Genomic DNA, 15,569 nt, shown 5'->3' on the forward strand with positions numbered 1-15,569 from the left:
CACTGAAAACACAGCGATTGGCTATCTCCATCGAGATCACCGTCGTTAACCTTTACCGCCTTTAATCGCCTTGATAATGTCTGTGGTCGAACAGCCTTCTTCGAAATTCAGTACTTTCACTTCACCACCCGCAGCAATCACTTCTTCACCACCAGCGATATCTTCAGGTTTATAGTCGCCACCTTTAACTAAAATGCTTGGTAACACTTCTGAAATTAAGCGCTGCGGAGTATCTTCGCTAAATGGAACCACCCAATCCACGGCACCTAGCCCGGCTAGCACCGCCATACGACGATCGGTTGGATTGACCGGACGCCCTGGGCCTTTCAAACGTTTCACCGACTCATCGGTATTAACCGCTACAATTAAGCGATCGCCAAGCTCTGCTGCATGGTTCAAATAAGACACATGTCCAGCGTGTAAAATATCAAAACAGCCGTTAGTCATGACAACTTTTTCACCGCGGGCTTTGGCTTTTTTGACCGCTTCAATCAGCGCACTTTCACCAATAATGCCAAAATCCGCCTCTTTGCTGCCATGAATGGCTTCAGCCAACTCAATCGTCGATACCGTCGAAGTTCCCAGTTTTCCAACCACAACGCCAGCGGCAGCATTGGCTAAAACACACGCTTCATCCAAAGATTTACCCGCAGCCACCGACGCAGCAAGCACCGAAATCACCGTATCACCAGCACCGGTTACATCAAAGACTTCTTTGGCTTGCGTTGGCAAATGGAAAGGCTCCATACCACGACGCAACAAGGTCATACCATGCTCACTGCGAGTCACCAACAACGCTTGTAGATCAAACTGTTCAATAAGCCCCAAGCCTTTTTCAACCAACTCTTGATCCGACTTAACTTTTCCTACTACCTGCTCAAACTCACCCATATTCGGTGTCAATAAGGTTGCACCACGATAGCGTTCAAAATCAGCCCCTTTAGGATCAATAAACACTGGGACATTGGCCATGCGTGCTTTTTGAATCAACTGCTGAACGTGCTCCAAAGCGCCTTTCGCATAGTCAGATAAAATCACCGCGTTCACGCTCGCCAGAGAACGTTCCATGCGCGACAGGATCAGCTGAGCATCAATATTCTCAAATTTGTCTTCAAAATCAAGACGGATCAATTGCTGTCCACGACTTAACACTCGTAATTTGGTGATGGTGGGGTAATCAGCTAAACCAACGAAGTCACACTGCACATTCAGCGAGGTTAATTTTTCTTGCAGCACTTGTGCTGGCTCGTCAATGCCAGTTAAACCTATGATATGCGCCAAACCACCTAAAGAGGCAATGTTCATCGCCACGTTAGCAGCGCCACCAGGACGCTCTTCGTTATGCTCAACTTTTACCACTGGCACTGGCGCTTCAGGGGAAATACGTCCCGTTGGACCATACCAATAACGATCAAGCATGACGTCACCAATGATAAGCACACCCGCTTTGCTGTAGTCAGGTAGGATTGGTTTCATTATCGATCTTCTCCACTATTAATCTATGGCGCAGTGTAACATAGCCCTCTATCGGCAAACTACTTTGAGTTACCGCTAAGCGGTGTCAGTACGACCAATCTTTATCGGGTTCAGTAGGCAGCGTTTCCTCGCTGACAGCGTTCAGCCTAACCAGTGATGCCAAGTTTCAATCACCCATTCTCGCTGAGCTACCCATTGTGCTTCATCCACATCCGCATCAAGATTCAATAAGTTACGATGATGGATTTGATCTCGCATCTCGGTATACGCGCGAGTTAATGCCTCAGCTGATGCGGGACCCAGTACCGCTTCGTTCATCAGCGATTCAAAAATACGCACATTATCCGACCAACGCGTTAACTTTGGATGCTGGTGACTATAACGTAAGACAAAATATTGCGCGAGAAACTCAATATCGGTGATCCCACCTTGATCGTGCTTTAACATGAAACGTCCGGCTTTTTTGCTGGCCAAGTGTTGACGCATTTTGTCACGCATCTCGACCACTTGCTGTTGCAAAGTGTTTGGATCTCGCGGCAAACAGAGTACAGAATGTCTGACATGATTAAATTTGGCTTGTAAATCCGCTTCACCGTAAATCATTCTTGCTCGGACCAAGGCTTGATGCTCCCACGTCCAAGCCTCTTGATGCTGATAATCGGCAAAAGCGTCTATCGAGCTGACCAATAACCCCGAAGCGCCGGAAGGACGTAGACGGGTATCGACTTCGTACAAAATACCGGAAGCGGTACGGGTCGAAAAAAGGTGAATGATCCGCTGAGCAAGACGCAGATAAAATTGTCGCCCATCAATCGGTTTGATCCCTTGAGTCATGGAAGAAGCCGGACAATCATGAATAAAGACAATATCTAAATCGGAGTTATAACCCAGCTCCCAGCCCCCCACTTTGCCATACCCTACCACAGCAAAGCCTTTACCAGCTTGTTGGGTTAAATGATCCGGCACACCATGTTTGGCACTGACTTGCAACCAAGCTTGATTAACGACGGCATCGACGATGGCTTCAGCTAAATACGTTAAATGATCACTGACTTTCATCACTGGCAACACACCCGCGATATCAGCAGCAGCGATTTTCAATATCCCGATCTGCTTAAATTGACGCAGCGCTTCCATTTGCTGCTCCATGTCCTCTTCTGGAATACGAGCAAGAAAATCACGCAGCTCGGTTTTATAACTACCAAGATCGATCGGATGATAAAGATGCTGCGGATCAATCAACTCATCCAATAAAATCGGGTAACGAGCCAGTTGCTCGGAAATCATCGGGCTGGCTGTGCACAAACGAACCAGTTGATGCAGTGCTGCTGGATATTCATCCAACAGCTCTAAATAGGTGGTGCGCGTGGCAATACTATTCAGTAAATGCAGCACTCGCGCTAAACCAAATTGCGCATCGGGATGAGAGAATATGGCTTGATAAACCTTAGGCATTAAGCGATTTAATACCTCTCGGCCACGTGGACCAATGGTTTTTTTAGCTAAATCCTGCTTAAACGTTAAGCAGCAATGCGCCAAATTCGAAGGATCTTCAATCGCCAACTCCTGCCTAAAAATAGGTACAATCACATCCAGCTTATCTGCCATGTCCCACAGTTCATGAAAATGCTCAGCCGTGGTGCTTTCTTCATCATCATCCTCACCAATCAAAGTGATGAACACTTGATGAACCTGCGTCATATGATGTTGTAACTGGCTAAGTAACGCATCCCAACATTCATAGCCCATCGCAATGGCCAGACGCCATTGATCGTCTTCTTTCTCTGGCAGCGTTTGCGTCTGTTTGTCTTCCATAGCCTGCATTAGGTTTTCTAATCGGCGCAAAAAACGATACGCTGCCACTAATTGCACGACTTGTTCGGTGGTTAATAGTTCAAGTTCGGCAATCGCCTGTAGTGTTTCTAACAATCCTCGCTGGCGCAAACTGGGCTCTCGTCCGCCACGAATGAGCTGGAAAACTTGGGCAATAAATTCAATCTCCCGAATACCACCAGCACCCAGTTTAATGTTATTACTCAATCCACGACGACGTACCTCACTACGGATCATCGATTTCATTCGCCGCAGCGATTGAATCGCACTAAAATCGATATAACGACGAAACACAAAAGGCCGCAGCATTTGCCGTAGTTCTTGATACTGATGATGCATTTCACGGCCCATCACCCGCGCTTTGACCATCGCATAGCGTTCCCAATCACGTCCTTGTTCTTGGTAGTAATCCTCTAATGCGGCGTAGCTCATCACTAAAGGACCACTTTCGCCAAACGGACGCAAACGCATATCAACCCGATAACAAAAACCATCGAGTGTCGGTTGATCAAGCATTTTTATGATCCGCTGGCCTAAACGGGTAAAGAACTGTCCGTTATCAATACTGCGCCTGACGCCTTGAGTTTGACCGTTTTCAGGATAAGTAAAAATCAGATCGATATCCGAAGAGAAATTGAGCTCCCCACCACCTAATTTACCCATGCCGATAATCAGCATCGGTTGAGCCTCACCTTGCGCATTGCATGGCGTTCCCCACTCTTGACAGCACAGTGAATATTGCCATTGATACGTCTCGACGATCAGCGCTTCCGCCAGTTCAGAAAGATGCTCAAGGCTCTGCTCGACAGGCCAAGTGGCTAAAAAATCACGCCAAGCAATATAGACCATCTCTCGATAACGAAACTGACGTAAAATCCGTTGTCCGGTTTGTTCATCAGGGCACGACGTTAATAAAGCCTGTAATCGCTCGCGATAAGTCTCTGCTCTCGATTCACTTTGTAACCAATTAGGAAATTCATCGACCAGCCACTCATCACGAGAGAAGGTCTGGGTGACAAAACGGCTCAACGTGGTCACATAACGAAGTGATTGCTGTAATTCAGACGGCCACTGACTCAGCTTAGGCTGCTCAGCAAGCAACTGTTGGTAGGCGTTATCGGCATGAGTCATTAAGTGTTCGGGGAGCTGCATAAATCATCCTTGTCTCTCATCATCGACTCACTCTATCGCAGTCTGAGATAAATAAAAACGCCCACTAAACAGTGAGCGTCGTTGATATCAATTAATCTGAACCGATCACACCTTGAAGACGGTGATTTTTCGATCCAGCTCTTCAGCATTATTTTGCATTAGCTCAGAAGTTTCCAGCAACTCACTGACTACCGTAACCGATGCTTCGACTAACTCTCTCACATTGGTGATATTTTGATTGATCTCCACCGCGACACTGCTTTGTTGCCCCGCTGCTGTCGCAATCTGTAAGTTCATATCATTGATGAGTTTGACTTGTTGGACAATACCGTCCAACTCTGTGCCGGCATTGGTGATTAATTCAACGCCATCAGCCGCTTCAACGACACTTTTTTCCATTAAATCCACTGCCGAGTTAGCACTGCTTTGTAGATGGCTAATCATATCTTGAATTTCAACCGTTGCCGTCTGAGTACGCTGAGCTAAGTTACGAACTTCATCGGCAACCACAGCAAAACCGCGCCCCGCCTCGCCAGCACGAGCGGCTTCAATCGCGGCATTTAACGCCAATAAATTGGTTTGTTCAGAAATACTTTGAATGGTACCGACCACACTGCCAATCGCAACGACTCGCTCTTCAACTTGGTTTACGGCTGAAGCTGAAGCGGCAATATCTTTTGATAACTGATCAATTTTACGAATGGTTTTTTGAACAAACTGCTGCCCCGTAGCCGCACTATGAGAAGCGGTCTCGGTCAATGAAGACGCACTTTGTGCATGATCGGCGACCGTTTGTACCGTTGACGACATTTGATTCATCGCCGTAGCAATTTGGTCAATCTCATGGAACTCTTCCTGCGCGGAGTCTTTCGTCTCTGACATACTGATCGTCATGACTTCCGTCAAGGTGGTTAATTCTTGTGATGTAGTGATCTGCACTTTAATTAAATCTTGCAGTTGGCGGCGAGTTTTCTCTAACTCACGAGCGACATCACCATACTCATCTTTACAGTCCATAAAAATAGGTTCAGATAAATCGCGTTCAGCCATCTGTTTGATTGACTGACTAAGAAATTGGGTTTGACGTAACATCACTCGCGCGGCAAACATCAGTAATGAAACAAAAGTGACGATCATAAACCCAGTTTGCCAAATGACCTGCACGATATAAGTGTCATAGTGCAATTTGGCAATTTCCGTACTTTGAGTCGCAGCAAGTAAAGAGTCATAGAACAAGCTCGCATCCCACAGTTGCTTGCCGATCACTAAAATCGTACTAAAAAACATTAGCATGACCATTTTAGGGATCAAACGTATGTCTGTGATCACCCGTTCCCACGGTTTAAATGCCATCCTCGCCATGACTGATTCTCCACTCTGTTTTTATGCTCGCCCATCATGGTGTGATGCCCACCTACCACGTATGAATTATTTCGAGCTTCGTATGAAATTAATACTATCAAAAACCAGCGGCTCTCGATGTGTATTACCTCGCGAATTTGCAGATTGATGGTGTGATTTGTCTAAGCCGATGGATTATGCATTACACACTCTTTAATGCAGTATATATCCAACCATCACCGTTTTTATCGGCGACACATCAAATGGCTACAATGGAATAAACCAGCGGTTACGCTATTTGTGAGTTAACTCTAGTTTTTTCAACAAAGAGAGAAGTAACGGAAAGATAGGATGAAAGTGGCACATTCCCGAAGTGAAAGTTCAGAAATGTGCTTGATGAGCGTATACCCAAACGACTTGAAGTTGCAGGTAGGCGGCAAGTGAGTGAATCCCCATGAGCATAGGCAAACGATGTGATTGGGGTGAACGAACGTAGCCAACACCGCTGCAGCTGCAAGTACGAAGGGGATAGGCACTATTCACGCCAATAAGGCGTCGCTTCTATCCCAATGCGACGCGTTTGCTCCATGGCGTGCAAAATCGAGTTTTCTTGACGATTAAGCCAACGGGTTAACTGCTCTTGATCTTGTTCATCTTGTAACAGATCAAGCAGTTGCTCTAACGTTTTTAAGGTTAATAAGTCATCGATACCATGTAATAAATCAATCCATGGCATCCGAAACGCTAAACGCTGCTCGGCATCATATAAACGCGCGAAACTGACCCCAGTATAAAGCGCGCGTATCAAACGATATTGCTGTTCAATGTAATCATCAGCTGAGAGTGCCTCCTCTGGCGGAAAGACCTCAACCAACTCCGCCCACGCTCGGTCAAGCTGTTTGACAGAAAAAGGCCCCACCAGTCGAGCCATTCGCTCACGAGCTTTATCATCCAAAAACGGCTGCCATCCGCGGGTTAAAATCCAACGGCTGAGATCCAGCAATAACGCAGTATAACGGGCACTGTGTAATAATTTTAATGACGCTTCACGTTGAGGTAAGGCTTCTTGGCGCTGCTTAAGCTCGTTGACTAAAAACTTACGGGCATCCAGCTTACGTAACGCATAGCCCTTATCTTTGAGTAAGTCTTCTAGATAGTCATACTGTTTTAACCACGCCAATTCACCATCTAACCATTTAAGTTCTTGACGTAAAATCGCACTGGTTCGGCGTGGAACAATACCACCGTATACGCTGAGTAATTGGCGAATAAAACTGATTGCATGACGAATCTCATGCAAAGCGGCTATCGAGTCTTGTTCGGTATAAATTTGTTCATGGCGATGCCAATGGGCAAGAGCGTGCTCGAGTGAGCGAATAAAGCAAGATTCAACGTTATCATTGCTCTGGGTATTCACCAGTGTAAGCCCTTGCACCTCGTCACCTTCGTACCCCATCGCTAAACGATAACCTTTTGCCGCTTTACTCTGGTTCCCCAACCGCATACCACCTTGTTCAGAGAGGTGACGAGCAAGCAAAAATAGCGCATCTATCTGTCCCGATTTAAGCTCTAACTCAACCTCACAAATCGGCGCTTGTTTATCGCCAGCCTCGACAACGCCTTGATCAAACGCCACTTCAATTTGACTACCATCATTCATGGCGACTAGCCACTGTTCACGGGTAAAATTGGTCGAAAATAAAGCGACCAATTGCGATTGCAGCGTTTCAGCATCGCGCCCTTGAGGCCAAATATCTTCAGGATGTAAGGTTAAATCGGGATGATTGCCCGTGTGCTCTGCATTGTATTCCGGCCTTTGATGCAAGCCTGCAACGACTCGTCCTGCAGTTTTGACGGTTTGCACGTACACCTCATCAAAACGACGAATACGTAGCCCAATATCGTGTTGACGTAACCAATGGTCAGCAGAATCAAAATAGGTGTTACCCAGTTGCCGACAATGGTGCTGAAGCACTTTGGTTTCGGAAATTTTATTACGCAAAACGTCTGAAAAATCAGGAGAAACAAAAAACTTCAGTTCTATCTCGGTTTCCATAGTTATACCTTTCACAGCAGATAGCGACAGGATATTGCCTAATAGACAGCGGGGCAAGTGAGAAATATCGTCCTATTGATGATCTAAAACAGTTTTAATGATTCTATTATTAGGTTACCATGCGCGCCTTTATAGCCAACGCTCAACATTTCACCAGGCTATCGTGGTGTCTGTTTTTTCTCGGTTATAGTAATTAGGTTGAATGACCATGCCAGTAAATACCATTATGGGGTTATTTGCAAAGTCCCCCATTAAGCCTTTGCAACGACACGTTGTGTGTGTCAATGAATGCTGCTCGCACCTGATCAACTTCTTTGAAGTTTGTGCTCAAGGTGATTGGGAAAAAGCGGCAGAAATACGTGCACAAATTTCTCATTTAGAGAAAGAAGCCGACGTGTTAAAACGCGAAATTCGTCTGAAACTCCCTCGCGGTCTGTTTCTGCCGGTTGATCGTACTGACATGCTTGAGCTTCTCACTCAACAAGATAAGCTGGCAAATCTTGCTAAAGACATTTCTGGCCGTGTTTACGGTCGTCAGCTTATTATCCCTAAACCTCTCCAAGATAATTTCCTCGCTTATGTTCAACGCTGTCTTGACGCGGCGACACAAGCACAGAAGGTGATCAATGAACTTGACGAGTTATTGGAAACCGGATTTAAAGGTCGTGAAGTCACGCTCGTGGCGGAAATGATTAATCAACTGGATGTCATAGAAGATGATACGGACAACATGCAGATTCGCTTACGCCAACAGTTAATGGCTATCGAGTCAACCATGAATCCGATTGACGTCATATTCTTGTACAAAATCTTTGAATGGGTCGGCGGTATCGCTGATCAAGCTCAGCGAGTCGGTGCTCGACTTGAACTGATGCTTTCCCGTTCTTAAATCATTTAAGTTAACCAAATAACTAAGAGTCATAATCGTGTTTCCCACCATTCAAGCGCTGACTATATTCTTGCGCTAATGGTTTTTTTCGTGCCTAAAAAGCACCACGATGAGTCTCCGCTTGTTATCAACAACTAGGTATTACGATGGATATCCTTGCGAACTACGGCATTGTCCTGATTATTGTTGCAGCGATCTTCGGTTTATTAATGGCCATTGGTATTGGTGCAAATGACGTCGCCAATGCGATGGGCACATCTGTTGGCTCAAAAGCTCTCACCGTCAAGCAAGCGATCATCATTGCGATGATCTTTGAATTTGCTGGCGCTTATTTAGCCGGAGGCGAGGTCACCGATACGATTCGCCAAGGTGTTATTGACACCACCCTGTTTGCCGATCAACCAGACCTGCTGGTCTATGGCATGATGTCATCCCTGCTCGCCGCAGGTACTTGGCTGCTTGTTGCCTCTTATATGGGCTGGCCAGTCTCAACTACCCATTCGATTATTGGTGCGATTATTGGTTTCGCAACAATTTCTGTCGGTACAGAAGCTGTTGATTGGAGCTCAGTACAAGGCATCGTTGGCAGTTGGGTTATCACGCCATTTATTTCCGGCTTATTGGCTTACGCTATTTTTGTCAGTGCACAAAAACTGATCTTTGATACAGAAACGCCGCTGATTAATGCCAAGCGTTTCGTCCCCGTTTACATGTTTATTACCACCATGGTGATCGCCTTAGTGACCATTAAAAAAGGCTTAAAACATGTTGGACTACACTTAACCAGTAGTGAAGCTTGGATCTGTTCGATTCTGGTTTCAGGCATTGTCATGGTTATTGGCTATCTGTACATTTATAAGAAATTTGCCGATACCGAAGAGAACCATGGTTTTTCTAATGTTGAGCGTATTTTCTCTGTTTTAATGGTTATTACCGCCTGTGCGATGGCGTTTGCCCATGGTTCAAACGATGTAGCGAATGCGATTGGTCCCCTAGCCGCGGTGGTTTCTACGGTTGAAAGCCTAGGTAATGTCGCCTCTAAAAGTGCGATTGCCTGGTGGATATTACCACTCGGTGGTATTGGGATTGTGATCGGTCTAGCGACACTGGGTCATAAAGTGATGGCTACCGTCGGAACAGGGATCACTGAATTAACACCAAGTCGTGGTTTTGCCGCTCAGTTAGCTACCGCTTCGACGGTGGTACTCGCTTCAGGCACTGGCTTACCGATTTCAACCACTCAGACCTTAGTCGGTGCCGTGTTAGGAGTAGGCTTTGCTCGTGGTATCGCCGCGCTCAATTTAGGTGTGGTGCGTAATATTGTCGCGTCATGGATTGTGACTTTACCCGCCGGTGCTTTACTGGCCGTGATCTTCTTCTATGCGATTCAAGCGGCGTTTACTTAATCGATTCGTCAATCCAATGTAAACGGATTGTCATTATTGACTCAAACGCACAGAAAGGGAGGCTCAGCCTCCCTTCTTTGTTGCGCCGCGCGCAGAAAGTTTTTACTATTTGTAAAACAAACCTTAAGACTGATAATAAAGTCGTACATAACCCTATTGCGCGCCCATCAACAGAATGAGATGATTCAAAGCTCTCACGCGCAATATTGACCATAATTAAGGGATCTACCGTGAAAAAACTCATCTGCATGGTGCTATTTTCTTTATTAGCAGCACCAGCGCTCGCCCAAGACCGTTATGTCGCAGATAAACTGTTTACTTATATGCATTCCGGCCCAAGTAATCAGTTTCGTATTATTGGATCGATTGATGCGGGAGAGAAAGTTAAACTGCTCAACACCAATAAAGAGACAGGTTATAGCCAAATTGTTGATGAACGAGGACGCAATGGTTGGATAGAAAGCCGCTTTGTGACTCGTGAAGTCAGCATGGCGGTTCGCCTGCCATTACTTGAAAAAGAACTCAAAGAAGTGAAGAACCAACTGGCCAATGCTCGCCAAAATGCCGATAGTGAAAAAGCGGGACTGGTCGATTCATTAGAAATTCGTAACAAACAAATCGCCGATCTAGAGCAAAGTTATAGCGATATCAGTCAGCAACTGATTGCTTCGCAAACTGAAATCCGTGAACTGCGTGCTCGCCTAGATACCCAAAAAGAGGATTTACTCTTGAAATACTTTATCTATGGCGGTGGCGTTGCTGGCGGCGGCTTGCTGTTTGGTCTAGTGCTACCACACATTATCCCTCGCCGTAAGCGTAATCCTGCCGGATGGGCATAATAACACGATCAACGGTCACCTAAGGTGGCCGTTTTTGTCTTCGCACTTGTTTGTCTCAATAAGGAGCCTCTGTGCAAGTTTATCTCGTTGGTGGCGCGGTGCGCGATCAATTACTCTCTTTGCCAGTACATGATCAAGATTGGGTCGTCGTCGGCAGCAGCCCAGAACAAATGCGTCAAGCCGGCTATCAAGCGGTCGGTAAAGATTTCCCTGTCTTCTTACACCCTAAGACAAAACAAGAATATGCACTGGCTCGTACTGAGCGTAAAACAGGATCAGGCTATACCGGATTTGCTTGTTATTACGCCCCAGATGTCAGTCTTGAAGAAGACCTCGCTCGACGCGATCTGACGATTAATGCCATAGCACAAGATAACACTGGCAAGCTGATTGATCCTTACGGTGGCCAGCGTGATTTGCACAATCGTCTCTTACGCCACGTTTCTGATGCCTTTATCGAAGATCCGCTTCGTGTCCTTCGCGTCGCACGATTTGCGGCAAAGTTGGCGCACCTTGGGTTTGTGATTGCTAACGAGACAATGCAATTAATGACACAGATCGCTCAATCTGGAGAGTTGCATCATTTAACAGCAGAACGCATCTGGCAAGAGTGGCATAAATCGCTTTCGACCGCGAATCCAGAGGTCTTTCTCTCTACACTGCGCGAATGTGGGGCGCTGGCGATCATATTACCTGAAATTGACCGCTTATTCGGTGTACCACAACCAAAGCAGTGGCACCCTGAAATAGATACCGGAGTACACACGTTAATGGTCGCCGCACAAGCGGCAAAGCTCTCTCCATCCATTGCGGTGCGTTTTGCTGCGCAAGTACATGATGTTGGCAAAGGAGTAACACCGCAGAGTGAATGGCCAAGCCACAAAATGCACTGCCATACCGGAGTTAAAATTATTAACGCGTTATGCGAACGTGTCCGCATTCCTAATGAGTGCAAAGATCTAGCATTATTAGTCTGTGAGCAGCATTCAAACATTCATCGAGCGGCAGAGCTTAAAGCGAGCACCAAGCTTAAGATACTCGATAAACTCGATGTCTGGCGTAAACCCGAGCGTTTATATGACGTTTTGCTCTGTTGTCAGGCGGATCACGCAGGTCGATTAGGCTGCGAAGCAAACGCTTATCCGCAACGCGATCTATTTCTTAATGCTTATCAAGCGGCTCTAAGTGTCGAGGTACAGCAGGTGATCGCTGATGGTTTTCAGGGTAAAGCCATTAAAGAAGAGCTTAATAAACGGCGAATACAAGCGATTAGCGCAGCGGCATAAGCCCTACTGTACCGGCCTTGTTCCTATCTTCAATACAAAAAAACGCCCTGCTAGGCAGGGCGTTCTCTAAGCGATGATGCTAAGCCGTATCCAAAAGGATTACGCTTGGCCTTTCACTTCTTTTAGACCGTTGAAAGGAGCACGACCAGCTAGTGCTTCTTCAATACGGATCAATTGGTTGTACTTAGCAACGCGATCAGAACGGCTCATAGAACCCGTTTTGATTTGACCGGCAGCAGTACCTACCGCTAGATCAGCAATCGTTGCATCTTCAGTTTCGCCTGAACGGTGAGAGATAACAGCAGTGTAACCAGCATCTTTCGCCATCTTGATAGCAGCCAATGTTTCAGTTAGTGAACCGATTTGGTTAAACTTGATCAGGATTGAGTTAACAATACCTTTCTCAATACCTTCTTTCAGGATCTTAGTGTTGGTTACAAACAGATCATCACCCACTAATTGCAGCTTGTCACCAAGTAGTTCAGTTTGGTGCTTGAAGCCATCCCAATCTGACTCATCAAGACCGTCTTCGATAGATACGATTGGGAACTTGTTAGCTAGCTCAGCAAGGTAGTGGTTGAACTCTTCTGAAGTGAAGGTTTTACCTTCACCTTTCATGTTGTAGATGCCGGCTTCTTTGTCGAAGAACTCAGATGCTGCACAGTCCATCGCTAGAGTGATGTCTTTACCTAACACGTAGCCAGCCGCTGCAACCGCTTCTGCGATAACTTCTAGCGCTTCAGCGTTAGATTTTAGGTTAGGAGCGAAACCACCTTCGTCACCAACAGCAGTGTTGTAGCCTTTAGATTTAAGAACTTTAGCTAGGTTATGGAACACTTCTGCGCCCATACGTACTGCTTCTTTTAGCGTTTTTGCGCCAACAGGTTGGATCATGAACTCTTGGATATCTACGTTGTTATCGGCGTGCTCACCACCGTTGATGATGTTCATCATTGGTAGAGGCATAGAGAATTGACCAGGAGTGCCGTTTAACTCAGCGATGTGCTCATACAAAGGCATACCTTTAGCGGCAGCGGCTGCTTTCGCGTTCGCTAGTGATACCGCAAGAATCGCGTTCGCACCAAACTTAGATTTGTTTTCCGTGCCATCAAGGTCGATCATCACTTGGTCAATCGTCGCTTGATCTTTTGCGTCTTTACCGACAAGAGCATCAGCAATTGGGCCATTAACCGCAGCAATCGCTTTAAGAACACCTTTACCTAGGAAACGAGACTTGTCGCCGTCACGTAGCTCAAGCGCTTCGCGAGAACCAGTAGATGCACCAGATGGAGCAGCTGCCATACCAACGAAACCGCCTTCTAGGTGTACTTCAGCTTCTACTGTTGGGTTACCACGTGAGTCGATGATTTCACGACCTAGAACTTTAACGATCTTAGACATTAATGTTTCCTCTCATTGAATTTAAATGTCAAAACTAAAAGGATAGCCGCACAACTTAAGCCGCTACCCATATCCTTTTACTTTAATTCACCGCGTTGGAACTGACCGGCTGCTTTCACAAAACCTGCAAATAATGGATGACCATCACGAGGCGTCGATGTGAATTCTGGGTGGAATTGAGCCGCAACAAACCATGGATGAGCTGGGTTTTCAATCACTTCCACCAGTTTCTTGTCTGCTGACAATCCAGACACTTTCAAGCCTGCTTTTTCAATTTTTGGACGAAGATGGTTATTCACTTCATAACGATGGCGATGACGCTCATGAATCGTCGCGCTACCATAAAGCTCATAAGCTTTGGTGCCTTTCGTCAAGTGACAAAGCTGCGAACCTAAACGCATGGTGCCGCCCAAATCGGAACTTTCGGTACGCTCTTCTACGTTACCTTCACCATCAACCCACTCGGTAATTAAGCCTACCACAGGGAATGGGGTTTCTTTGTTAAATTCTGTTGAATGCGCGCCTTCCATACCCGCAACATTACGTGCGTATTCAATCAACGCCACTTGCATCCCCAGACAGATGCCTAAATAAGGGACATTATTTTCACGTGCATATTGAGCAGCAAGGATTTTACCTTCAATACCACGATCACCAAAGCCACCTGGAACCAAAATAGCGTCAACACCTTCTAAGATTTCAACACCTTTGGTTTCAACATCTTGCGAATCGATGTATTTGATATGCACGCTTAAACGGTTTTTAAGGCCCGCGTGTTTCAGTGCTTCGTTAACCGATTTATACGCATCCGGTAACTCGATGTATTTGCCGACCATGCCAATCGTCACTTCACCCGTTGGGTTAGCATCTTCATAAATGACTCGTTCCCACTCGGTAAGATCGGCTTCTGGAGCGGTAATACCAAAACGTGCACATACCAAGTCATCTAAACCTTGTGACTTGATAAGCTGAGGGATTTTGTAGATCGAATCAACATCCTTCATTGAGATAACGGCTTTTTCAGGGACGTTACAGAATAGAGCAATTTTCTTACGCTCATTCGCAGGGATCACTCGATCACTACGACAAACCAGAATATCAGGTTGAATACCAATCGAGAGTAGCTCTTTAACCGAATGTTGGGTTGGTTTGGTTTTTACTTCACCAGCGGCAGCAAGATAAGGCACTAACGTCAGATGCATAAACATCGCCCGCTCACGACCGACTTCGATCGCTAACTGACGGATAGCTTCCATGAAAGGTAAAGACTCGATATCACCGACGGTACCACCAACTTCAACAATCGCGATTTCATGGCCTTCAGAGCCAGCAAGAACACGATCTTTGATCGCATTGGTAATATGAGGAATAACCTGAATCGTTGCACCTAGGTAATCACCACGACGCTCTTTACGCAATACATCAGCATAAACACGACCAGCAGTAAAGTTATTGCGCTTAGTCATTTTGGTACGAATAAAACGTTCGTAGTGACCAAGGTCAAGGTCAGTTTCAGCGCCATCTTCCGTGACAAACACTTCACCATGTTGGGTTGGGCTCATTGTGCCCGGATCAACGTTGATGTAAGGGTCAAGCTTCATCATGGTCACTTTAAGACCACGAGCTTCTAAAATCGCCGCAAGCGATGCTGCTGCAATACCTTTACCTAGAGAGGATACAACCCCGCCAGTAACAAAAATATAATTTGTTGTCATGTTTAACCTGAAATTGGTTGAATGAGGGAAATGGATTTCTTCTGGACGGGATAAAACTATACCAGAACCCATTTATCGCCACAACGTGAAATCTATCACACTCAGTTTTTTATTTTTTGCTTCAAATCAAACAGATTGAAGTCGGTGCTTTTTCTTGGCTCACCACGGTTGATTA

10 protein-coding genes are annotated in these 15,569 nt (G+C 46.0%); 4 read left to right on the plus strand and 6 right to left on the minus strand.

Annotated elements, in window-relative coordinates; genetic code table 11:
* Nucleotides 1-45 precede the first annotated feature (45 nt).
* The 4 genes from hldE to FKQ60_RS08545 all read right to left on the minus strand — a co-directional run bounded on the left by hldE (nt 46) and on the right by FKQ60_RS08545 (nt 7,858).
* Entirely contained in the window at nt 46-1,476 is a 1,431-nt protein-coding gene (gene hldE / locus FKQ60_RS08530; RefSeq protein ID WP_004394276.1) for a bifunctional D-glycero-beta-D-manno-heptose-7-phosphate kinase/D-glycero-beta-D-manno-heptose 1-phosphate adenylyltransferase HldE, read from the minus strand.
* 141 nt (nt 1,477-1,617) lie between these two features.
* Nucleotides 1,618-4,461 (minus strand): bifunctional [glutamate--ammonia ligase]-adenylyl-L-tyrosine phosphorylase/[glutamate--ammonia-ligase] adenylyltransferase, encoded by a 2,844-nt coding sequence (gene glnE / locus FKQ60_RS08535; RefSeq protein WP_004394277.1) that lies wholly within the window; start codon nt 4,459-4,461, stop codon nt 1,618-1,620.
* Between the two features lie 105 nt (nt 4,462-4,566).
* The gene (locus tag FKQ60_RS08540) at nt 4,567-5,823 is read right to left on the minus strand and encodes a methyl-accepting chemotaxis protein (RefSeq protein WP_040903825.1); all 1,257 of its coding nucleotides are present in this window, start codon (nt 5,821-5,823) and stop codon (nt 4,567-4,569) included.
* 514 nt (nt 5,824-6,337) lie between these two features.
* Nucleotides 6,338-7,858 (minus strand): inorganic triphosphatase, encoded by a 1,521-nt coding sequence (locus tag FKQ60_RS08545; protein ID WP_170906302.1) that lies wholly within the window; start codon nt 7,856-7,858, stop codon nt 6,338-6,340.
* 208 nt (nt 7,859-8,066) lie between these two features.
* On the opposite strand from FKQ60_RS08545, the gene FKQ60_RS08550 reads away from it, so the two are divergent.
* The 4 genes from FKQ60_RS08550 (at nt 8,067) to FKQ60_RS08565 (ending at nt 12,278) form a co-directional block, all read left to right on the plus strand.
* On the plus strand, nt 8,067-8,747 hold the full coding sequence (locus FKQ60_RS08550; protein ID WP_161425902.1) for a TIGR00153 family protein: 681 nt from the start codon (nt 8,067-8,069) through the stop codon (nt 8,745-8,747).
* A 146-nt stretch (nt 8,748-8,893) separates the two neighbouring features.
* Nucleotides 8,894-10,153 (plus strand): inorganic phosphate transporter, encoded by a 1,260-nt coding sequence (locus FKQ60_RS08555; RefSeq protein WP_158138894.1) that lies wholly within the window; start codon nt 8,894-8,896, stop codon nt 10,151-10,153.
* A gap of 230 nt (nt 10,154-10,383) precedes the next feature.
* Nucleotides 10,384-10,992 (plus strand): TIGR04211 family SH3 domain-containing protein, encoded by a 609-nt coding sequence (locus tag FKQ60_RS08560; protein ID WP_004394302.1) that lies wholly within the window; start codon nt 10,384-10,386, stop codon nt 10,990-10,992.
* Nucleotides 10,993-11,063: 71 nt separating this feature from the next.
* On the plus strand, nt 11,064-12,278 hold the full coding sequence (locus FKQ60_RS08565; protein ID WP_170906303.1) for a multifunctional CCA addition/repair protein: 1,215 nt from the start codon (nt 11,064-11,066) through the stop codon (nt 12,276-12,278).
* 99 nt (nt 12,279-12,377) lie between these two features.
* Here FKQ60_RS08565 and eno read toward each other — a convergent pair whose 3' ends face one another.
* Entirely contained in the window at nt 12,378-13,679 is a 1,302-nt protein-coding gene (gene eno / locus FKQ60_RS08570; protein WP_004394305.1) for a phosphopyruvate hydratase, read from the minus strand.
* A gap of 77 nt (nt 13,680-13,756) precedes the next feature.
* Nucleotides 13,757-15,394, minus strand: coding sequence for a CTP synthase (locus FKQ60_RS08575; RefSeq protein WP_154170134.1), 1,638 nt, complete (start codon nt 15,392-15,394; stop codon nt 13,757-13,759).
* Between the last annotated feature and the right edge of the window lie 175 nt (nt 15,395-15,569).

The organism is Vibrio sp. A11 (genome assembly GCF_013048705.1).
GTDB lineage: Bacteria > Pseudomonadota > Gammaproteobacteria > Enterobacterales > Vibrionaceae > Vibrio > Vibrio metschnikovii.